17 protein-coding genes and 1 pseudogene are annotated in these 22,840 nt (G+C 47.5%); 13 read left to right on the top strand and 5 right to left on the bottom strand.

The features are described 5' to 3' along the window. The first annotated feature begins 39 nt into the window (after positions 1 to 39). From RS889_RS06410 to RS889_RS06385, 6 genes are all read left to right on the top strand, one after another. Positions 40 to 816 carry an NAD(P)H-dependent oxidoreductase gene (locus tag RS889_RS06410; RefSeq protein WP_315709845.1) on the top strand — a complete coding sequence of 259 codons (777 nt, stop codon included), beginning with the start codon at positions 40 to 42 and terminating at the stop codon, positions 814 to 816. A 312-nt stretch (positions 817 to 1,128) separates the two neighbouring features. Then, positions 1,129 to 2,895, top strand: coding sequence for an ABC transporter permease (locus RS889_RS06405; RefSeq protein ID WP_315709844.1), 1,767 nt, complete (start codon positions 1,129 to 1,131; stop codon positions 2,893 to 2,895). A 1-nt stretch (position 2,896) separates the two neighbouring features. Continuing rightward, on the top strand, positions 2,897 to 3,976 hold the full coding sequence (locus tag RS889_RS06400) for an ABC transporter ATP-binding protein (RefSeq protein WP_315709843.1): 1,080 nt from the start codon (positions 2,897 to 2,899) through the stop codon (positions 3,974 to 3,976). A gap of 85 nt (positions 3,977 to 4,061) precedes the next feature. Then, on the top strand, positions 4,062 to 5,174 hold the full coding sequence (locus tag RS889_RS06395; protein WP_315709842.1) for an ABC transporter substrate-binding protein: 1,113 nt from the start codon (positions 4,062 to 4,064) through the stop codon (positions 5,172 to 5,174). A 63-nt stretch (positions 5,175 to 5,237) separates the two neighbouring features. After that, complete coding sequence (locus RS889_RS06390) at positions 5,238 to 6,701, top strand: inositol monophosphatase family protein (RefSeq protein WP_315709840.1); 1,464 nt, start codon at positions 5,238 to 5,240, stop codon at positions 6,699 to 6,701. Positions 6,702 to 6,728: 27 nt separating this feature from the next. After that, positions 6,729 to 7,742 (top strand): LacI family DNA-binding transcriptional regulator, encoded by a 1,014-nt coding sequence (locus RS889_RS06385; protein ID WP_315709839.1) that lies wholly within the window; start codon positions 6,729 to 6,731, stop codon positions 7,740 to 7,742. A gap of 89 nt (positions 7,743 to 7,831) precedes the next feature. On the opposite strand, the gene RS889_RS06380 is transcribed toward RS889_RS06385, so the two are convergent. Then, positions 7,832 to 8,725 (bottom strand): LysR substrate-binding domain-containing protein, encoded by an 894-nt coding sequence (locus tag RS889_RS06380; protein WP_315710940.1) that lies wholly within the window; start codon positions 8,723 to 8,725, stop codon positions 7,832 to 7,834. 474 nt (positions 8,726 to 9,199) lie between these two features. Between RS889_RS06380 and RS889_RS06375 the strand changes: the two genes are divergently transcribed. The 4 genes from RS889_RS06375 to RS889_RS06360 all read left to right on the top strand — a co-directional run bounded on the left by RS889_RS06375 (position 9,200) and on the right by RS889_RS06360 (position 15,032). Next, positions 9,200 to 9,817 carry a LysE family translocator gene (locus RS889_RS06375; protein ID WP_315709837.1) on the top strand — a complete coding sequence of 206 codons (618 nt, stop codon included), beginning with the start codon at positions 9,200 to 9,202 and terminating at the stop codon, positions 9,815 to 9,817. Between the two features lie 697 nt (positions 9,818 to 10,514). Next, positions 10,515 to 12,140, top strand: a complete 1,626-nt coding sequence (locus RS889_RS06370; protein ID WP_315709835.1) for an ABC transporter substrate-binding protein — start codon at positions 10,515 to 10,517, stop codon at positions 12,138 to 12,140. A 179-nt stretch (positions 12,141 to 12,319) separates the two neighbouring features. Beyond that, a complete protein-coding gene (locus RS889_RS06365) occupies positions 12,320 to 12,679 on the top strand; it encodes a MarR family winged helix-turn-helix transcriptional regulator (RefSeq protein WP_315709834.1) in 360 nt (119 codons plus the stop codon). Between the two features lie 67 nt (positions 12,680 to 12,746). Then, on the top strand, positions 12,747 to 15,032 hold the full coding sequence (locus tag RS889_RS06360) for an ATP-binding cassette domain-containing protein (protein ID WP_315709833.1): 2,286 nt from the start codon (positions 12,747 to 12,749) through the stop codon (positions 15,030 to 15,032). A gap of 148 nt (positions 15,033 to 15,180) precedes the next feature. On the opposite strand, the gene RS889_RS06355 is transcribed toward RS889_RS06360, so the two are convergent. Continuing rightward, the gene (locus RS889_RS06355; protein WP_315709832.1) at positions 15,181 to 16,143 is read right to left on the bottom strand and encodes an NmrA family NAD(P)-binding protein; all 963 of its coding nucleotides are present in this window, start codon (positions 16,141 to 16,143) and stop codon (positions 15,181 to 15,183) included. Between the two features lie 118 nt (positions 16,144 to 16,261). Between RS889_RS06355 and RS889_RS06350 the strand changes: the two genes are divergently transcribed. Continuing rightward, positions 16,262 to 17,176, top strand: coding sequence for a LysR family transcriptional regulator (locus RS889_RS06350; RefSeq protein WP_315709830.1), 915 nt, complete (start codon positions 16,262 to 16,264; stop codon positions 17,174 to 17,176). Positions 17,177 to 17,460: 284 nt separating this feature from the next. On the opposite strand, the gene RS889_RS06345 is transcribed toward RS889_RS06350, so the two are convergent. Beyond that, positions 17,461 to 18,378: a LysR family transcriptional regulator gene (locus tag RS889_RS06345; protein ID WP_315710939.1), complete on the bottom strand. Its 918-nt coding sequence runs from the start codon at positions 18,376 to 18,378 to the stop codon at positions 17,461 to 17,463. 75 nt (positions 18,379 to 18,453) lie between these two features. Here RS889_RS06345 and RS889_RS06340 point away from each other — a divergent pair, with 75 nt between their 5' ends. Next, positions 18,454 to 19,404: an MBL fold metallo-hydrolase gene (locus tag RS889_RS06340; RefSeq protein ID WP_315709829.1), complete on the top strand. Its 951-nt coding sequence runs from the start codon at positions 18,454 to 18,456 to the stop codon at positions 19,402 to 19,404. Positions 19,405 to 19,663: 259 nt separating this feature from the next. On the opposite strand, the gene RS889_RS06335 is transcribed toward RS889_RS06340, so the two are convergent. Next, positions 19,664 to 19,921, bottom strand: a complete 258-nt coding sequence (locus tag RS889_RS06335) for a hypothetical protein (RefSeq protein WP_315709827.1) — start codon at positions 19,919 to 19,921, stop codon at positions 19,664 to 19,666. A gap of 78 nt (positions 19,922 to 19,999) precedes the next feature. On the opposite strand from RS889_RS06335, the pseudogene RS889_RS06325 reads away from it, so the two are divergent. Beyond that, positions 20,000 to 22,293 (top strand): annotated as a pseudogene (locus RS889_RS06325) (AAA family ATPase). A 358-nt stretch (positions 22,294 to 22,651) separates the two neighbouring features. Here the strand turns inward: RS889_RS06325 and RS889_RS06320 are convergent. Continuing rightward, on the bottom strand, positions 22,652 to 22,783 hold the full coding sequence (locus tag RS889_RS06320) for a transposase domain-containing protein (RefSeq protein ID WP_315709825.1): 132 nt from the start codon (positions 22,781 to 22,783) through the stop codon (positions 22,652 to 22,654). Positions 22,784 to 22,840: the final 57 nt, after the last annotated feature.

Here is a 22,840-nt window from a genome sequence, read left to right as displayed (position 1 = left end):
CGGTCTACTCTACGCGCATCACACCATGGAGATACTATTATGAATATTTTTATTGTTTATGCCCATCCTGAATCTCACTCTTTAAATGGCTCGCTAAAAGACTTTACGGTCAAACATCTCGAAGATGCTGGACATACTGTCCAGATATCGGATTTGTATGCCATGAAATGGAAAGCGGTGCTTGATGCCGACGATCGCACTGACAGACAAGAAGACGCCCCTTTTAATCCTTCACTCGATTCCAAGCACGCATTCGAACAAGGAACGCAGAGCCAGGACATCGCACGCGAGCAAGAGAAATTACGTTGGGCGGATATGGTTATTCTGCAATTTCCCTTGTGGTGGTTCTCCATGCCAGCGATTCTCAAAGGATGGGTAGACCGTGTCTACGCATATGGCTTTGCCTATGGTGTTGGAGAACATTCAGATACCCGTTGGGGCAATCGTTATGGAGAAGGTGTAATGACAGGGAAACGGGCCATGTTGGTTGTGACCACTGGTGGGTGGGAATCCCATTACAGCCAACGGGGCATCAATGGTCCGATGGAAGATCTTTTGTTTCCCCTCCAGCATGGAATATTGTACTACCCTGGCTTTGACGTTCTTCCCCCTTTTCTGGTCTACCGTACCAGCCGTATGGACGCCGATCGGTTTTCACAGACCTGTAATGAACTCAGTGTGCGTCTGGATAACCTGGAGAGTGAAGTCCCCATCCCTTTCCGAGCACAAAATGCAGGGGAGTACACTATTCCGGAACTCACGCTAAAAACAGAGATTGCGCCGGGTCAATCTGGCTTTTTGGCACATAGAGAGTAACGATGGCACCGCTATAGTGACGCGCTATGTACGCTCCATTATGGCGGGCATCAACCAGTGTCAGTCAATAATATCCAACCCTGGATTTCTGGCGGAATGGTGGAAAAATCGACCACATTCGGCAGAGCTCTCCTTACCTAAAATAGCTCGTTTTAGGCTGCAAAAATAATGCACATAGGTGCAAAGCAGTCACTGAATCGTCATAAAGCCTCTATATAGTCCTTTCTGTCTGAAACCAGAAAAGGGATAAGCCAAGTGATACCTGAAGCGGTTAACCATGTAGAACCTTCATGGTGGTGCAAGTTACGGCACATGCTTGCAATCGCTCGCCACGAGCCGGCTAATTTAATTGGTGTCGGGCTGATATTGCTGTTCGCCTGGATTATTCTGGCGCCGGTATTGTCCATTCTGTTCGACGCTGTCGTGGTACAAAACGGTGATAGCGTACGTGTACATGCTACCGAAGGCGCTTTTACCTATTACTATCTGCTGCGCACCCTGGCGTCGCGGATGTCTGACCTGCTACTCTGGACACCGCTGATCAATACCCTCTCGGTGGCGATAAGTAGCGTATCAGGTGCGCTGATCATCGGCGTAACCTTAGCCTGGCTGGTCAACCGTACCGATATGGCCGGGCGGAAGTGGTTCGCCACCGCGCTGATTGTGCCATTCATGTTGCCATCCTGGACCTTTGCCCTGGCCTGGACCACGATCTTTAAAAACCACACGGTGGGCGGTCAGCCTGGCTGGCTGGAAGTGATCGGCATTCATACGCCGAACTGGCTGGCTTATGGCTATTTCCCGATTGTAGTGATTATGATGATCCACTATTCGCCGCTGGTTATCCTGATTGTGGGTAACGCGCTAAAGCGAATGGACGTTCAGTTAGAAGATTGCGCGCGAGTCCTCGGCGCGTCGCGCAAGGTCATCGCGTTGCGCATTATTGCCCCCTTGGTTCGTCCGGCCCTGTTGTCAGCTGCGCTGCTGATCTTTGCCGACTGTATTGGCGAGTTCGCCATTCCCTATATTCTCGGTTTACCGGTACATTTTGAGACGCTGTCCACCGGTTTGTACCGGGCGCTGGGATCGCGCCAGAATGGTGTTGCCGCGGTGATCGCCGCGGTCATTATGCTGATGGGCATGATCACTTTGCTGCTGGATATGCGGATGTTGCGTGAAGCCAGACGTTTTGTGACGGTGGGAGGCAAAAGTGGAATGGATCGCCGTCGCCATCTCGGCCGGTGGGGTTTCGCCGCTTTCGGCATAGCCCTCACATTTGTGCTATTGGGTGTTGCCATTCCGCTCCTCACCCTGTTTTTTTCCACCATCATGAAATTACCCGGACGCTTTACCGCCGATAACTTCACTTTTGATTTCTGGATTGGCCATAACCTGGATACGGTCGCCCTGCATAACGGAATTCTGCTCACGCCTGATTTCTGGCACGCGGTATGGAATACCATCATTATTGTCGGTTCCGCATCACTTGCCGCCGGCGTATTGGGCCTGTTGGTCGGCTATGCGGTGATGCGCTGCTCCATCCGCTGGGTCGGGGGATTTTTACGTCAGATTACTTTCCTGCCCTATCTGGTTCCCGGCATTGCGTTTGCCGCGGCCTTCCTGTCTCTGTTTGCGGTTGCTCACGGGCCGATACCCGCCTTGTACGGTACGCCCATGCTGCTGGTCATTGCGCTCATTGCGGAGAAAATGCCATATGCCAGCCGTTCGGGTATCGCGGCGATGACACAACTGGGCAGAGAGCCGGAAGAAGCGGCTCGCGTCGCCGGCGCCGGTTGGTTTACCCGTATCGGACGGATTGTGATCCCTATCCAGGCGGCACCGCTAACAACCGGCATTCTGCTGCCGTTTATTTCTGGTATCAAGGGCGTCAGCCTGTTCATCATTCTGGCGATACCCGCCACTGACGTCCTCACCACTTATTCCCTGCGTTTGATTGATTACAACTACCAGCAAGCGGCCAACGCGGTAGTGTTGATGATCGCGCTGATTTCATGGACCGGCACAATATTGATCCAGAAGATTTCTGGTACCGGTCTGGCTGAAGGTCTGGAGAATTGATATGCCTGCGATTACCTTAACCAACCTGATAAAAATCTACCCTGGTGGTCAGAAACCGGCGGTGGACAGCCTCAGCCTGACGGTCAAAGACGGCGAGTTCATGTGTCTGCTTGGACCATCCGGCTGCGGTAAAACGACCATTCTGCGTATGATTGCTGGCATTGAATCCGCCAGCGGCGGCGAAATTGCGATTGGCGATAAGGTGATGGATTCCGTTGCCCGGGCGACGTTTGTTCCACCGGAGCAGCGCCGCGTCGGCCTGGTCTTTCAGAGTTACGCTCTGTGGCCGCATATGACAGTTGCGCAAAACGTTGATTTTGGACTGCGCTTACAGAACGTCCCGACCACAAAACGCATCGCCCGCTGCCAGGATGTTATGGAAAAGCTGCGCATCGCCGAATACGCCAGCCGCTACCCGACTCAGCTTTCCGGCGGTCAGCAACAGCGTGTCGCGCTGGCCCGCATGTTGGCGGTTAATCCCGGAGTACTGCTGCTCGACGAACCGTTATCCAATCTCGATGCCACCCTGCGTCTGGAGATGCGTGCCGAGTTACGACGCCTGCACGAAACCTTTGCCACGACCATCGTCTTTGTCAGCCACGATCAATGGGAAGCGATGACCCTCGCCACCACCATCGCGGTCATGAGTGCCGGACATTTACAGCAGGTCGGGACGCCAGACGAGATTTACGCCAAACCCGCGAACCGATTTGTCGCCGAGTTTATCGGCACGCCCAAACTGAACATGATCTCGCTCAATCAGCCATCCAGTACGCTGGCGAGCCACATTCAGCAGCGTTTTTCCCTACCGAACGAAATGCATGTCTGCGGCATTCGTCCCGAAGAGATCATGCTATCCGAACAGCCACAGACCGATAGCGTGCCAATGATCATCGACAACATCATGCCAACCGGCGGCAGTTGGGTGATTGAACTGGTAAGGGGCGGCGATCACCTGTTCCACTCCACACAACTGCGCCCACGTTGGCAGGCGAATCAGCAAGTGCACTGTCAGTTGCCTGCCGCCTCGCTACACTTTTTCAACCAGCAGGGGCAACGTCAGGAACACTTTGTAAGCTAACAGCAGGCCAGCAAAAACGACCTATTGAAAACCGAAAAAAACTATCCATTCAAGACCACAAAAACTCGCAACCAAAGGAAATGTCATGAACCGCAAATTGATAACGAGCCTGGTCATACTCGCGACGTGCGCTACTGCTACCGCCAGTGCTCATGCAGCGGAGTCTTTCGATCTGCAATCATTGATCGCCGCAGCGAAAAAAGAAGCGCCGATCACCGTCTACGCCTCAACCGGCAAGATCGTTCAACAGGCGAAGGAATTTAGCCAGCAATACGGTGTTAAGGCGGTTGGTATCAAGGCTAATGCACCACAAATTATCGAAATTCTCAGCCGCGAAGCGCTGGCGCACAATGTCAAATCTGATGTCGCAATCATAGAAGACGCTCCCGCTGGCATAGAGCAGCTTCTGGACAAAGGTTATGTCAAAAGTTGGGTACCAGGTGACATGAAAACCGTTATTCCAGCGCACTATCAAGATCCGCTGACGGTGGTACTGGCACCGAATGTTTTTGCCTATAATACGGTGCATCACAGCAGTTGCCCGATCACTAACATCTGGCAACTGACCGAACCAAAGTGGCGTGGCAAAGTAGCGATGCAGGATCCAACCGGTAAGCCGGCCTACACCGACTGGTTCAGTCAGATGGCCACCAATTACGATCAAACGGTACGCGATGCGTATCGACAAGAGTTTGGCAAGCCGCTAAAAACGAAAGAGAAATCGGCAATGGCGGCATTTGTGAAAGCACTGGCGGCGAACGGCCCACTGCTGACCCACTCCGACACCGATGCGGCAGAAGCCATTGGTGCGCCAGATGGCAAAGACGATTTCGTCGGTCTGGTTTCTACCGCGAAATTCCGTGAAAACAAACAAGGTATGAAACTGGGTCTCTGCCACGGCATGAAACCATTTATCGGTTGGAATTACCCCAGTCTGGGCGTCATTACTACCGGTAGCCACAGCCCGAACGCCGCGAAACTGTTTATGCATTACCTGATGACCGCCAAAGGCATCGCACCGCAAGGCGTTGACGGCAAGATGTCTACCAACCAGACGGTAAAACTGCCGGCAGATGAAGCCTCCGGTATCGAAAAATATCGCGATGAATTGATGGTATACAAAACCTCAACAGCGAAAATAGATTGGCAGAGCCGCCAGGATTGGCAAGACCTTTGGAATCTGAATTACCAGAAATAGAACTATCAACGGGAGAGCGCCTGCTGCTGCGCTCTCCATTGTTTTCGTACTGGGAGCAAACCTTTGACTCTGATTAACCTGGAGCGGCGTGAAGCTGCTTTAAAACGTATTATTCTCGACGCTGGCAATACCGCACTCCGGCACTTTCGTTCTCGTCAACCGGGGGAGTTCTCGCTTAAAGGCCATCAGGACTTCCTGACCGAAGCCGATACACTGGTAGAACAACAGATCCGACAAGCCATTGCCGAGGAGTTTCCTGAAGATGCTCTGCTGGGCGAGGAAACCGGCAGCAGCGCCAATGACGCATCCAGCCTGTGGGTGGTCGATCCTATTGACGGCACCGCCAATTTCGCGCGCGGCATCGAGCACTTTTGCGTCGCTATCGCCTTCATTGCTCAAGGCGTCACTGAACTGGGGGCGATTTACAACCCGGCGACTCAGGAACTGTATATGGCGCGTCGCGGCCACTACGCGCAGAAAAACGGTCAGGCGTTGCATACCGCCAAAACAGATGACGTACGCAACGCCACATTCGAACTTGGTTGGTCTCCGCGGTCCACCCAGCGACGTTATCTGGATGTCATGGCGGCGATACTGAGTCAGGGAGCAAATGTACGTCGCGGGGCATCTGGTGCGCTGGCGCTGGCCTGGGTCGCAGAAGGCCGCACTGATGGTTACGCCGAATTACATATGAACGCATGGGATTGTCTGGCGGGTTTATTGCTGGTACGGGAAGCTGGCGGCAGTACCGGATATTCCCCCATCAGCACCGCTGAGATATTTAACGGCCAGCCGGTTTTAGCCGCCGCACCCGGTGTAGCCAATGCGTTGGCCCGCGCGACAGGGATCCCTGTCGCCACGACAGAGACGCCTCGCACCGAGGAGCCGGCCGATGACGAAATAAAAACACCGCGCTACGCCAGACCCGCTATCAGCTTGATAGAATCCGACTTTCCCGGCTGGGGCATGGACATTTACATCGGTGGTTCCGCCGGAGCGACCGATCTGGCGCTGCTGGAACAGCACAACATCAGAACCATCATCAACTGCGCGGTCAACCTCGATATCGACTGGGTTTCCTCTCCAGAACCGAATATGTCCGCCCACTTGATCAACCACGGTTCAGGCCCCATTCGCTACTATAAACTCGGCCTCGTCGACGGTTCCGGCAATGCAGCGTCCATGTTGCATGCCGGCTATCACCTGATGCGTTCCGCTCTGCTACAGCAAATCCCCGACAAGCCGTCTTACCGTAACCGGGAACCGGGCAATATTCTGGTCAACTGCCGTGGCGGTCGCAGTCGCTCTGTCGCACTCGTCGCCTTATTTATGCATCTGGAATGTCCGGAACGCTATCCGACGTTAGCATCGGCTATCGCCCATATCCGGGATAAACGCCAGTTGCATCCGGATGAGTGGCACGAAACGCCGAAACCGATACTAATTTCTCTGGCGCAGCGAGCTATTGAGATAGAACAGGTATTAAAGGCAGCGGGTTTGGGCATTGGGCAACCAGACGTTAAGTAACCAGTAGTGAAGAGGTAAGATAAATAAATGTCTGCTTTGTCAGGTAAAAGTATGGCCAGTGCAGCGGAAGTGGCACGTCTGGCAGGGGTTTCTCGTTCGGCGGTTTCGCGCACGTTTACCTCCGGCAGCAGCGTGTCAGCCGAAACACGCCGTAAAGTTCTGGCCGCCGCCGAAGCGCTTAACTACCACGTTAATCATCTGGCGCGCAGCTTGTCCAAAGAGGCCTGTCGTCCAGTATGTATTCTCGGGGGCAATCTCAGCGCCCCCTACCAGGCAAGTCTGCTCGATCAGATCACCCGCCGTCTGCATCAGGCACAGCGTGCGGTCATGGTAATCAACACTGACGGCGGTGAAGAGAGCGCCAATACCGCATTGCGCCAGACGCTCAATTACCGCGCCGCCGCCACCATCGTACTGTCAGGCACGCCACAGGCTTCACTGGTTGAAACCTGCCTGCAAAGCGGTCAGCAGGTGATACTGATTAACCGCATGGGGCAATTCGCCGGTGCCGACAACATCGAAATCGATTACACCTCGACCATGACCGATGCTTATCACATGCTCTCACGAGCCGGTTGTCAGCATATCACGATGATTTCTTCTTCCGTCCGATCACCCAGTATGGTGATCCGGGAAACCAAGTTTCTCGAAGCCGCCAGCCATGCCGGAGGAGCGTGCCAGTTAGTCCGTTCGGGGCCGGCCAGTTATGAAACCGGCGCGACTGCGGCACGGGAACTGCTGGCGGGTCGCCATCGTCCGGATGGGGTATTTTGTGTCACTGATCTGGTTGCCTGCGGCTTTATCGACGTGGCGCGCCACGAGTTTGGCTTGCGTATTCCCGAGGACATCTGTGTTATCGGTTTTGATAACATCGAACAGGCTGGCTGGGTCGGCTATCAGCTGACAACCTTTGCCCAACCTCTGACCGATATGGCGAACGCCATCATAGAGTTATTACTTTCCCCACCGTCTCCCGGCGTGCCGGGCAAGCGCCTGTTTCAGGCACCGCCGGTATGGCGCAAGACTGTGCGCTCGTGTTGACTGTCGATGCTTATTATGTATCCCGGTCGCCCTGCCCTCTGTACTTTAGCGATCGAGATAGCGCAGGCCTCTTCCACCATAACGCAACACTATTTTTCGCTATCGTGGCCCTTGATCACGGGAAGACAACCCGCCGCTTCTTGCACCAGCCAGGTTTGGAAACGTGTGCCTTTTTCATCCTGCTCAAGCGGTTCTGGCGATAACAGATAGTAAGCTGAACCGTCCCGTACGAACCCATACGGCGCGTGCAATTGTTCGTTCTCGAGTTCGTCCTGCACCATCAGAAAGGACGCCATAGCCATGCCCAAGCCTGAGACGGCAGCCTGAATGCACAGATAGAAGTGCTCATAGTCCATCCGAATACTGCCTTTGGTTGAAACCTTCGCCAAGCGTTGCCATGTCGACCAGGCTTTCGGCCGCGAGCCAGAATGCAGTAAGCGTACGTCCTCCAGAGTGTCCATGCGGCTTCGCCTGTCTCGACTCACCGGTCCTACCCATTCATCGCAAACCTTTACGGCATGAATTTCCTGATCCCAATGAAAATCGTCGCGCCGTAATGCAAGGTCCACCCCACTGCGCGAGAAGTCAATCGGACCGCCCGCCGCAACCAGATGAAGATTGATATCAGGATGAGCCAGGTGAAATGCGGGTAGCCGAGGGATCAACCACTTCATGGCAATCGTGGGCTCGCAAGACAGTGTCAGCACCTCATCCGGTGCTGTTTGCTGTAGTCGATACACTACACCGTCGAGTTGCTCGAAAACCGACTGAGTGACCGCATGCAGAGAACGACCAGCCGTGTTCAGAAAGATCGCCCGGTTGCGTCTCTCAAACAGTTCTATCCCTAAGGCCTCTTCCAACAGTCGGACCTGCCGGCTGACAGCACCGTGCGTCACATGCAAAGACTCGGCAGCTTTGACGAAACTGCCGGTTTGGGCTGCCGCTTCAAAGAAGCGAAATGAAGCAAGAGATGGGAGTTTCATATACACGATGAAATTTATCAGATTTGCTTCACGATAAATCGCTTTTTTGAAGCGCGCAAGCATTCAATAATCGGATCATCTCGACAAGATAAGTAACATAAAAACATATAGCTAAGGAAACATTATGGAGAATATATTATCGCTGATAACGTTATCAAAGCAGTTAGTCATGTATCCAACTGTTCATAACGATGCCATCAATCTGTGCGAAATCATCGTTAAAGAGGATTTCGCGATTCTACCCGCAGAACAGCGAAACCACCCTCGACAACCAGGAATCACAAGAGCCCACCCGTTCCCCCCAATAAGGTAGCCATCACCAACGATGAGGGAACCCTACATGGCGTAACACCCATGTTTGCTGGCAGACGACCCTACCCGGCTGGGGTATCGGGACGTTCGCTTTATCACTTTCAACAAGCGCTGAAAGCGCTGGCGGGCTGTCTACCTGCCTTGTTCACTGGAGTTTGATTGATGAATGAATTGATCGCCGTCGCCACCATCACCATTCTGGCCGTCATCAGCCCCGGCCCAGATTTTGCGATGGTTACCCGCAACAGCTATGCCTTCGGCTCGCGCACCGGACTGCTCTCAGCCCTGGGCATTGCCTGCGGTGTGCAGGTCCATGTGATGTACACCGTGTTTGGTATTGCCGTGCTGATAGCTGGCTCCCCCCTCCTTTTCATGACCATGAAAGTCCTGGGCACGTCGTACCTTATCTATCTGGGATATAAGTCGCTAACCAACAAGACCGTACTGACACTTGAGGAGGCCGCTGGCAGTGTTCCATCACCGTTTGCAGCCTTTCGTATGGGCTTTCTCACCAATGCGCTCAACCCGAAAACCATGCTTTTCGTGGTGGCCACCTATAGCCAGGTCGTCCAGCCAGGTAGTCCTTTGAGTCATAACTTCGCCTACGGCCTGTTTATGTCGGCAGCTCACTGGGTCTGGTTCAGCATCGTTGCGCTGTTCTTTGCCGCGCCCACCATGCGTCGGCGGCTACTCAAGCAGCAAGGTGTGGTCGACAAGAGCATCGGCATCGTACTGATCGTGCTGGGTGCATCCCTGGCGTTCACCAAGGTTGTCATCTGACCGAATGTCACACCTCAACGCAAGGCCACATAATATTACAAGACAGGATAGCTTTCAGGCCGACCCTCTGTGTTGATTTCAACTGATTAATATCAGATTGAGGTATGCCATAAGTTGAAACCGCCGGGATTTCTTTTCAATAGAAATAGCTGACAAAATTCCCTCCTTTTTAAATTGTCACCTCCGGTCATTCACATGTTATTAACCAGAAGGTATATTTATAAACGGCATCGTAATGAAACGCTCAAATCCAGGTAACAGATAGGTATCATTGCGCCATCAAACAGCGGGAAAGCCACACATTTTGACCCGTTTTTTCATTTGCCTGATTCAGATTGGAAACCGCGACCTTACAATGAATGAATGGCAAACCTACTGATTAAACACATATAGGAAATAGTGATACAAAATGTGGTTCTTCGCTATTTCTTCTTTTCGAACACCTTCACAGTGTATTCCTCTGGCCATTTTTCCCTATATATTCAATAAAGATCAAAGTACTGATTGTTTTTTCTTATATCTAAAGTGACACACAACGAAATAAATACCTTTTCATTATTTGTAGCACATATCTACATTTCACCTCCATAGTATAGAAACCGAACGGAATATATCTGTTTTACCAAAAAATAAATGCAAACACACAACTCGTCACGGCTGAATATTCAGCATGGGAAATAATAAAGAGGAAATACTTATGAAAATAAACAACAGGAAAATAATCATACTTTCAGCGCTTGCGCTTATGGGCTTGCAAGTTCCGCTGGTACAAGCAGCTATTGTGCCCAGCGGGGTCACACTAGCCAGTAAACAGGAACTGGTGCGCAGCAACGGCGCCGAACCTGCGACGCTGGATCCACAGCTCGCCGAAAGTAACGAATCCTTCAATATCATTCTGGATTGTTTCAGCGGACTGGTCAGTATTGACGCGGCTGGCAAAATCCACCCGGATCTTGCTGCAAAATGGGAAAACCAGAATAACACAGTCTGGACATTTCATTTACGCCCTGGCATCGTCTGGTCCAATGGGAAACCCATCACGGCCCAGGATGTGGTGTTTAGTTGGCAGCGCCTGGTGGATCCCAAAACCGCGTCGCCTTATGCTTCTTTTGCCTCGAATGCCCATATTGAAAATGCGCAGGCCATTGCCAATGGCAAAATGCCCGTCAGTCAGCTTGGTGTAAAAGCCCTGGACGACCATACCGTTCAGGTAACACTTTCCCAACCCGTTTCTTATTTTCTCCAGTTCGTGGGCCATATGTCGTTGTTCCCGGTCAGCAAAGCTGTTGTCGAGAAATTCGGCGACAAATGGACACAGCCAGGCAATATCGTCACCAGCGGTGCGTATACCCCCGTTCAGTGGGTGGTAAACGAAAAAGTTGTGGCCCAGCGCAATCCTAAATACTGGGATAATAAAGCAACCGTGATCAACAAAGTCACTTACCTGCCCATTGCAGACCAGGCGGCCATGGTTAACCGCTACCGGGCTGGCGAAATCGATATTACCGATACTATTCCAACAATTCAGTACCGGCAGCTCAAAACCGAACTCGGCGGACAGGTTCATAATACCGATTTACTCGGCATCTATTATTACAAGTTCAATACGGTTAAAGCCCCGTTCAACGATGTTCGTGTCCGGCAGGCGCTTAATCTCGCCCTGAATAAAAGCATTATCACCGATAAAGTGGTGGGGCAAGGGCAAAAACCGGCTGACACACTGATGCCATTAAAAATTGGTGGAATGACATTCACCCCACCGGCATATGCCGCCTGGTCTCAGAGTAAACGTAACGCAGAGGCGAAAAAATTACTGGCTGAGGCCGGTTTCACTCCGGCGCATCCCTTGAAACTGAATCTGCTTTATAACACCTCCCAGGATCATCAACGCATTGCTATCGCGGCGACATCCATGTGGAAAAAGAATCTGGGGGCCGATGTCACTATGAAAAATCAGGAATGGAAAACCATGCTTGAAACCATGCGCCAGGGGAATTTTGATCTGGTCCGTTATACCTGGCTTGCCGACTACAACGAACCCTCTACATTCTTTAATACCTTCCGCACCGGGGATACGCAGAACACCACTAAATACAGCAATAGTCATTTTGATGCCGCTATTCAGGAAGCCAGTGAAACAACCGATGCCGGAAAAATCAAGCAGGAATACCAAACAGCCAGCGATATTCTGAGCAATGATGTTCCCGCTATTCCTATTTATTACTATGTTCAGAACCAATTGGTGAAACCCTTTATTGGCGGATTCACCGTTTCACCTCTCGGATTTTATCTGACCCGCAATATCTATATTAAACAGCATTGATTGTCAGGGCGGTGTTTAACCGCCCTTTTATCCACTCCCCGCCGGCGCAGCACACCCCCAAGGCGCGAATGTTCGGATGAGAAGAAATCTAGTCCAGTCAACAATTGATACCCAAAAGGTTATCAATAAATCTACAAAATCTGATTGAATGGCAATCTAACAAGATTTATAGTTTCCTAATGGAAACTATAAATTTTGAAAACTCACTATCTCTTCTGCAATGTGAACTGGTCGCCCGTCGCAACCGTTTCACGCCAGAGGCGATAACATGGCCACAATATGATGTACTGGAAGTCCTGCGCGTCGGCGGTGCTTTGCGGCCATCGATCATTAGCGAGCGCTTGGGGGTCTCCCGCACCCAGCTTTCAAAGGCACTGCGTGTGCTCAAAGATCTCGAATTAATCGAGCAATCGTCCGACGATACCGACCGCCGTGCGCAGGAAACCAGACTTAGCGCCAAGGGCGAAGCCTTTATGGAAAGAGCGGCTCTCCAACGATGCGATGCAGCGCGGCTGGTGGCGTTGGTCATGACGGCGTGAGAACAAGCGATATTCGCCGAACTCTGCTGCAAAGCCGTTAAAGGATTACAAGCAGAGGCATCTAAAAATGCCTGATTTGCCGATGCGAATTATCCGCGCGCGAACGAACAATCTGAAGAATGTAACACTCGAAATCCCAAAGCATAAGATTGTGGTTTTCACCGGGGTTTCCGGCTGTGGAAAGTCGTCGCTTCTGTTCGATACCATAGCCGCTGAGTCGCAACACCAATTAGCCGAAACTTATTCGACCTTCGTCCGCAACCGGCTAAAGCCTCAGGGACACCCGGAAGCTGACCGTCTCGAAAATCTACCGGCATCGATTGTCGTTGATCAGCGTCGGTTAGGTGGCAACGCTCGCTCCACCGTCGGAACCGTGACGGAGATTTACACTCTCCTGCGCCTGCTTTTCTCGCGCATTGGCAAGCCTCATATCGGAGAATCCAGCCTCTTCTCATTCAATAATCCCAATGGTATGTGTTCGGAGTGTCAGGGGTTAGGAACGATCAGGATGATCGACGAGGAAGCGCTGTTCGACCGGGAGCGTTCACTTGACGAAGGAGCTATCCGTTTCCCAGGATTCGAGCCGTCTTCGTGGCGTTGGAAACGCTACACTTTGTCGGGCTTCTTCGATACAGCAAAGCCTCTTGGTACGTATAGTGAGACAGAGTGGCGACGTCTGACCATCGAGGAAGGTACGCCCGTAACTAACCCCAGGCCAGGCTGGCCGAAAAGCACGGTCTATGAAGGTGTTTTGCCTCGACTGCGCCGCTCGTTTCTGGAACGCGAAGAGGCGGATCTTACCCCCCTTGAACTGGAAGCACTGGCACGTGTGACGACGAGCGGGTCATGTCCGGCTTGCGAAGGCGGCCGTCTCAATCCTCAAGTGCTTTCCTGCCGGATCGCTGACCATAACATTGCAGAATGTGCTGAGATGGAGGCAAGCGAACTGCTCGATTTTGTTCGTGGAATAAAAGAGAAGGAGATGCTCCCAGTCGTATCATCCATGGTAGAAAAACTCGAAAGCATGATCGATATAGGGCTCGACTATCTCAGTTTGAATCGGGGAACATCCGGTCTGTCCGGCGGCGAGTCTCAACGGATCAAAATGATCCGTCATCTTGGCAGCAGTCTTGCGGATATTGCCTATATATTCGATGAGCCGAGTGTTGGTTTGCACGCCCGCGATGTTCGCCATCTCGGTGAGTTGCTTATCCGCTTGAGGGACAAAGGGAACAGCATTCTTCTGGTCGAACACGACCCCGATATCATCACCATCGCCGATCATGTAATCGATATGGGGCCCCGGGCAGGGAAAAGCGGTGGAGAGGTCGTCTATCAGGGATCGGTGGCGAACCTGAAGTTAGCGGATACTGAGACTGGTCGAAGCTTTCGCAAGCTACGGCACTTCAACGAAAAGCCTCGCACCCCGTCCGGGTGGATCAGCATCCATAATCAATCGATGTTCAATGTACATAACGTGTCCGTCGAAATCCCGCTTGGGGTAATGACGGTGGTCGCGGGTGTTGCGGGGTCCGGAAAATCGACGCTGGTTAACCGGATATTGCCCCGACTTCGTTCTGATGTCGTCGTTATTGATCAGACCGAGCTTCGCGGATCTTTTCGTTCAACACCGGCCAGTTATCTTGGTATTCTCGACGACATTCGCCACTATTTCGCGCGGCGGAGTGGTAAGCATGTTGGACTGTTCAGCACGAATTCGGCCGGAGCTTGCCCTATCTGCAAAGGACGCGGTGTCGTCCGTACCGACCTCGCGTTCCTCGATGCAGTTGAGGCGGTTTGTGAAGTCTGCGACGGTTCCGGCTATAGCGCGGAAGCGCGCTCGACCCGAGTTGTGGGCCACTCCATAGACGAGGTAATGAACATGTGCGCACCAGAAGTACGACATCTGTTCGAGGACGAAACGACAATCTCAGATGCACTTGCGCGCATGGAACAGGTAGGGCTCGGATATGTGCAGATCGGCCAGCGGCTTTCCACGTTGTCGGGTGGCGAAAGACAGAGGCTAAAACTGGCGGCAGAACTTGGCCGAACCGGAAAGATATATCTGTTCGATGAACCTACATCCGGTCTTCACATGGCAGACGTGGAACGCCTGATACCGTTATTCGGTTCGCTGGCGGATCAAGGGATGACCCTCATCGTTGTCGAACACAATCTCGATATAATTGCCGCGGCTGACCATGTGATTGAGATGGGTCCTGGTGCAGGAAAATATGGGGGGAAGATCGTCTATCAAGGAAGTCCCTTAGGAATGGTGAAAGACAACCCGTCAGTAACTGGAGCGTTTCTGTCAGAGTATTTGTCAGATGGTACGGCTCCTCATCAAGACTAAATATTGAAGGCACTACAATATAACCAACTTATTCACCCCCCTGGCACAAATACAGTCACCACCTCATATGAGGTGGTTCAGCAGCATCAGTGTTTTATATGAAGGGGAAATGCATAATTTTATATTGAATGAAGAAACAGCCACTAAATTATCGAATGTCTTTCCAATGAGTGACGTTATTCTCCCAAATATAACTATAATTTTTCGCCAGCTCACGAGCGGTAAGTGGTTTTCTGCCGGTCAGTAATTCAACCGCATTCGAATGCACATCCATTAAGCCTTCAGCTATACTTGCTTCATTGGTCACCATATCATTACCACACCAAGGCACCGGTGATTTAGAAAAATCCTGATCGGTATCACGGGGAATATTCATAGAATCCAGATAGTCAAAAAAAACTTTTTTATCAACAGGACAGTATTCAATGTTTATTCCTGAAAGCTCACTAATCAGTTGGCAAAGGTCACGTTGCGATATTGATTCACCGCCAGTTATATTATAAGCTTCGTTATCCTTACCCTTACCAAGTAATAATGCTGTGGCAACTCTGGCACTGTCATCTTTAGCAATGAATGTACCCTTTCCTTCCCCGGCAGTGGTATACCATTTATTATTGGACATCAGTGCCAACATAACCGATGTGGTTAAATAGTTCTCCATATAAAGATTGTTACGCATGGCATTGTATGCTACACTACATTGACTTAAATATTTCTCTGTCTCCGTATGATCCGGCGTCACATATACATGTGCGTAAGCAGGATTTGTCGCACCAAGAAAAGAAGTATAAGTAATATGGCTGACACCGGCCTTTATGGCAGAATCAATTACATTTTTATGTTGCTGTACGCGTTTATCGCCGATTAAAACACCAGACACTATATAAATTCTGTCACCGTTTTTGAAGCTTTTCTCCATACCCTGAGGATCATCATAATTAGCTTCGTGTACAGATACGCCCCGTTCTCGCCATTTTAGCAGTGTATTTTTATTCATCCGTTGCAAATCCGGACAAGTCAGGATTAAATCTTTCGCGTTAACTTCGTGTAGCATATTTTCTGCTACACGGCCGCCTAACTTCCCATCCACACCCGTAATAATGTATTTCATAGTACGCTCGCTTATATGAACTTGATAAATATCAATATATAATATCAGCATAACTATTGATTTGAAAATGAATAACATTTATGCTTAATTAGTTTTATTTATAACAAAGAGAAATGGTATGAATATCAAACAACTGAAATGTTTTATCCAGTTATATGAAACGCGTAGTTTTTCTCAAACAGGTGAATTATTACATATCACTCAACCCGCAGTTACTCATCAAATAAAAAAGCTTGAAGATGAACTTGGTATTAAATTATTCATTCGCGACAAACATAATGTTGAACTTAGCTCTGCCGCAGTATCTTTTTATACAGACGTTAAAGATGTGTTAATACGCCTAAATATCGCCATTGCTAAAGCAACAAATTATGACAAGGAATTCTCATCTAATTTATCAATCGGTTATGATAATTCACCACTCGAAAATAACTTATTACCAATGATACTAGAAGAATATCAAAAAATTGAAAAAAATGTTCATATTCATCTTAAAACATCTGACTATATAGAAAGAAAGAATGAATTATTAACCAGAAAAACAGATATAATTTTCACAGTAAAAGACAATATGGAAGCATGCAATGAAGTAATATACAAAGAACTATATCAAAACCGACTATATTGCGTCATGGCGATAAATGACAAACTTTCAAGAAAAAAAACAATTGATCTTTCCGATATTAAGGAGAGACCATTGATTTTACTTAACCCGATAAAATGTCCTGTGGAAATGCTCAGAATTCAAAGTAAGATACAAAATCTTCAACCTAACGCTATAGTGTACTACAGCGACTCTGCCGCTATTACATATGTTATGATAAAAAGCAAGATTGGGATTGCCATAATGCCACATTTTATTTGCCCCATGGACAAAGAATTAATAAGCATCCCACTAAATATTCCTGATTTTATTTCTTATGGAATTGCTTATCTTAAGGAAAACTCCTCTCAACAATTATCCAATCTAGTTGATATTACACAAGACAGATTTCTAAAACAAATCAAGTCAGCGGTATTTTTTAAGACTTAACTCAGCCTGGAATTATATTTACCGCAAGAGAAATTAATTTATTATTAAGCAACCGGATATAGTTAATTAACTCATAAATGGTTTTACTAACGTTTTGTTTTTTAGGTGGTTTCCGAGTGATGTTTTCGTCAATCACTATTTCCAAATATCAGGGGTTTAATGAGATGGTCACTCCCATTTTGTGGCGTCTGTTACTTTTGGTTATGGTATCACCTATTTTGGCTATGAGGTAATGATATTACTTCTATTCAGGTAGGCAAATTTATTATGCCACTTCAGATAAGTCATATCATTACTTGCTTTAAATGCTCTAAAAGCCAATTAAGGGCAGCATCTTGACTCTGCCTTTTATGCCACAACAAACATAGTTTAATTTCCTCATAGTCAACTGGAGCTTCACTTATAGTCAGCTTGTAATATTGCTGCCAAATCAAAGCGAGCCCATGCGGAACTGTCGCTAAGAGAGGTTGCTGATTTAAGATAAGTGGATAAGAGGAAAAATTAGGGGAAATATAGCGAATATGGCGCGACTTTCCTTGTTGTGCTAAAGATTTGTCAAGTGAGCTACTTGTCGCATTGCGATAAGAAACTAAAAGATGTTCTTTACTAAGAAACTCGTCTAAGGTGATTGGATCTTTGATAGATATTTGGTCTTCTGACCAAACCGTTTTATAGCCCATATTCCTAACAAGGATACTCTCAGTTTCCATAGTCGAAACTGTATCAATAGAGACTGCGACATCGACAATGCCTTCTTCTACAGAATCACGAGCCGTATAGGGATCGACATTCACAATTTTTAAATAAACTCCTGGCGCCTCCTTATATATCCGCTCTAAAAGCTTTGGCATTAGCCACTGCTCAACCCATTCACTCATGCCAACTCGAAATGTTTTCACACTAGTTTTAGGAGAAAAAAGAGGCACATCAAACAAGTGACTGTGTAGTGATGTCATTAATGGTGTAATTTCATGGACCAACTTTTCAGCCCGAGGTGTTGGGATCATACCACTGCCTTTTCGAACAAAGAGTGGATCATCCATTAGCTCTCTGAGGCACTTCAGAGCCCCGCTGATAGCGGGTTGTCCTACATGCAGGCTATCTGCAGCCCTTGTCACACTTTCCTCACGATAAAGAACAAGCAGTACAAGGAGTAAATTCAAGTCCATCCTGCGAAAATCATTTGTAATGATATGGTTTATCATAATAATCAATTTTAGTAATTTCTGCGGGGTAAATATACTCAAAAAATTCAATGAATCAATAGAGAAAATAGTATGAAGAGTATTTGGTTAGTGCCCTTAATCGTAGTCACTCATTTTGCGAGTGCATCCACCTATATCAGCGCTAAGCAATCACCTGGTTATTACCGGATTAAAGTCGGAGAACTACTGGTTACTGCAGTGTCTGATGGGACAGTTGATATCCCATTAGACAAATTGCTGACGAATGAATCCCCAGAATTAATCATCAAAGAGCTCAAATCGTCCTATCTAAAGCCAGAAACAGAAACCTCGATCAATGCCTATGTGATTGATGACGGTAAACAACAAATTTTGGTGGATGCAGGCGCGGGAGAATTATTCGGTAATATTGGCGGGCATATTACAGAAAACCTCGCTGCTGCCGGATATCCGGCGGACAGCATCGATGCAGTATTGCTGACACATATACATGCAGATCATTCAGGTGGCATCAGCAAAGGTGACAAGTTAGTTTTTCCGAATGCGAAAGTCTATGTCGATCAACGTGACGTTAGTTTTTGGCTTGATCGTAAAAACATCAAGAATGTTAATCCAGACCAACGTCATACATTTGCCGAATCAGAAAAAACGGTCGGTACTGTGATAAAAGCCGGGCAGCTAATAACTTTTCAAGCACCAGTGAAATTATTTCCGGGAATCGAAGTAATACCAGCACCAGGACACACCCCAGGCAGCGTTATTTACAAAGTTTCAAGTGATGGAAAAAATTTGATTCTTTGGGGAGACATTATCCACGCCAGAGCGATACAGATGCACTCACCTTCGGTTGCGATTCGCTTTGATATTAACCCAAAAAAAGCAATTGAAACACGAGAGAGAATTTTAAATACAGTGGCAAAAGAAGGCGATCTGGTTGCTGCTGCTCATATTTCATTTCCCGGATTTGGCCATGTGATTAAAGAGGGAAAAGGATATCGTTGGTTACCACTAGAATATAGCAACCACCTTAACAATAAACAGTAACATACATATAGGGTATTAAAATAAGGGAATGAATCGCACAGATTCCCTAGACACCTTTTAGTTAGATAAACTAACCGAAACATAGAAACGGAATGCTTGGCGATGCGAAAATTTGCCAGACAGTGCTAGGCTGAAAACGCAAAAAGCCCGCAATTACGCGGGCTTGGAGGTGTTTATTGCTTTTACATGCAGGCTATTGCCAGATGCGAAATCATTCCCACTCGAATATCAATGAGCAGAAAATACATCGAAATAACAGCTAGTTAGCAGGACAACCTTTCTCGATACCATCATCTATACCATGCTCAGAATTTTTTTGATTTTTTGCAGCTCGTCGACGTTTTAGTTCAGCTTTGGCCCAAGCTGACGATTCTGCCATGTCCTTACGCAGTTGTTCCAGCTCAACAGGATGAAGCCTGCGGACCATAATAGCCAAGCGCCCTTTGTGCTCCTCTATAGCAGTGAGCTGCGGCACGTCTGCTGTACCCGATCCCCCAGGATGCTGACGCTTGCTCATGTCTCCCCCCTCAACCGTGACCTCCCCACTCCTCGACCTCTAATGAAGCAAAGCCTAAGCACATAATACCAAAGTAGCATGTTTCATAAGTATTTTTCTGGGCTACATCAATATAGCCCCTCCTTTTTCTCCTACAATGGGATGAGCAGCAAGCATATAAAGAAAACTTCACAAATAATATACGGAGGGAAAATGATCGAGTCTATAACAATGCAAGGAGTAGCAAGCTTTAGTGAACTTACTCCAGTTACGATAAACACAAACAAAAAATTAGTAGTCATTTATGGTCATAACGGTACAGGAAAATCAACTCTAGCAAGATACTTACAGAACACATCAGACAGCAACTATAATAGGTGTAATTTTACTCTACCAAACTCGCAAGACTATCAACTATTAGTTTACAACACTGATTTTGTGGAAAAAAACTTTTCGCAAGATAGTTTTGAGGGAGTATTCACCCTCGGTGAAGAAAATGTGGCAGCCGAACAAGCAATAACTGTTGCAGAACAGGAAATAACCAGCCTAGAAGGCCAGAGGCATCAAAACAGCAAGCTAAATCGGAGTGTGGAACCAGAAAGGAGACTAAGATACGACACATAAAAAACAAAGTATATGAAATCAAGAAAGAGCATGACAGAAAGGATCTAGACCACTGTTTAGTGGGCTTTAAAAATTCTGCTGACAAGTTTTATGAAGCGCTTTTAAGAACTCCTCTACTAAATTCACCTGGATATGATTTTAACGATCTTGCAAGGGAGTCAAGCGAACTAAACAGAAAAACTGCTGAGAAAAGAAGTCTATTACCAACACTATCCTCCAATTTGTCTGCCATAGAGACAAACAGCATTTTTAACGAAGTGATTATTGCATCAAGAGAAAGCTACCTATCCAATCTAGTAGAAAAATTAAAGAATTCCTCATGGATAGATCAAGGTAGAATTTACATAAATGATGCCGAAGGGAAATGTCCATTCTGTCAGCAGGCTTTAGGGGATGAATTGGCAAAGCAAATCAACTCACTATTCGACTCATCATATGAACAAAAGAAAAAAGAAATACAGGGTTTAAGAGACAATTACTTCAATAAAACCAACGAGCTAAAAACACAGCTTTCCGAAAATCATTTCAAATCACTAAACAATAGAGACCTTGATTTACAGAAAGAAAGGCTTATAAACTCTTTAGAAGCAAACCTAGAAAAAATAGATAAAAAGCTAAACGACCCTAGCATAAGAGTATCACTGAAAGAAACAGACGATTTTTTACAATCAATAAACCAAATAGTAGAAGACGAAAACTCTTCGAGAAGAACCTTTAACTCGAAACTAGAAAAGAAGAAAGATTCCCTAGACGAAATCAAGAGTAAATTCTGGTCATTGGTTCGCATTAAGTTTGATTCTGAAATAAAGGAACACGACAAATTAATAGAGGAAATCAATTCTGAAATTTTGAAATACGAAGACGAAATAGCAGCGTTGACCAGGTCAATCGAAGAACAGAATGAAATAATCTCTGAGAACAGAGCAAAGATAACAAACATAGATACGTCAATAACCAACATTAACAGTCAGATCATAAGCATCGGCTTAGAAGGCTTTGAAATCAAACGAAAGCCAGGTGAAGACAACCACTATTACCTTTGCCGAGGCACGCACAACAGCGGAAATCACGTGTACAAATCTCTGAGTGAAGGTGAGAAAACTCTTATCACTTATCTTTATTTTTTGGAATTGTGCCAGGGAAGCATACGCTTCGACTCGCCAACCCCTAAGAACAAGAAAATAATTGTTGTTGACGATCCAATTTCCAGTCTATCTCATAATTACATATATGAGATAGGCTCTCTTACTCATAAGAAAATCATCAAGGGATATGAGTATTCGCAAGTTATCCTGCTGACTCATAGCCTATATTTCCTACACGAAATGATAAAATACCTCCCTAAGAAACAAGAGGACTTCGATAAAAAGTGCAATGTATTCAGAGTCACAAAAAATACTCATAGCAACATATCGCCAATGAAGAGAGGCGATATAAAAAATGACTACCAGTCCTATTGGCAGATAATAAAAGATGCACAAGAAGGGAACACTAATAACATCGTACTCCCTAACATCATGAGAAACATTCTCGAATATTACTTTTCTTTCGTTCACAAAACCGATGAATTAAAAAAAGCTCTTGATGAATTAGAAGAAGATGACGCTGAATTTTCTTCTTTTTTCAGATTTATTAACAGAGAATCTCATTCCGACTCAGTAAACATAAACGATCTTGGCGAAATAGATTCAGAACGCTTTATCAATAAATTCAGAGAAGTTTTCCTACGGACAAATTTTGAAGGACATTACAACAAAATGATGTCTTAAACTAAAAAATATAAAGTCGAACTGAATAGGGAAAGTTCATTTTCAATCAATCCACTTGGTTGGCAGAATAATTAAAGGCGGCCCCGCGCCGCCTTTATACTACTATTTTCTCATCGGTAGCTGTCAACGAAGTTGACACCCTTATTCGTTTTTACGCTGCAGATTTTAGCCCGGTTTCTGGCTTGTCTGGATTCAACATTACTACATCTACCCGCTGCCACTGACGGCATGAGGCTGACCACCGTTCCGGTCGGGCTTTTTTAGCCATGTCATACAAGGCTTTTCGTTTTGCCAGCAGGCTTATATCTTCTCCCTGATGCCGTTGTTCTGTAAGCGCCGTTAAATCGACGTACTCCCCCTATCCATACTGCGACACATTTTTTAAAAAGGGGACCAGGTCCACATTCCAGGGCAATAACGCGTCGAGTTTTTCTTGCGTATCCGCCTCGCCGATGTGATCCAGCACATACTGGATATACGTAAGCGCCAATTTAACCCCACCTACCAATAATACCACCCTCGCGGCATAGTGCTCCTAACCACAAGG

Source organism: Brenneria uluponensis, assembly GCF_032395385.1.
In the GTDB taxonomy this organism is placed as follows: Bacteria; Pseudomonadota; Gammaproteobacteria; order Enterobacterales; family Enterobacteriaceae; genus Prodigiosinella; species Prodigiosinella aquatilis.
The sequence above is the reverse complement of the archived record's forward strand: the minus strand, read 5'-3'. Positions and strand labels throughout refer to the sequence as shown.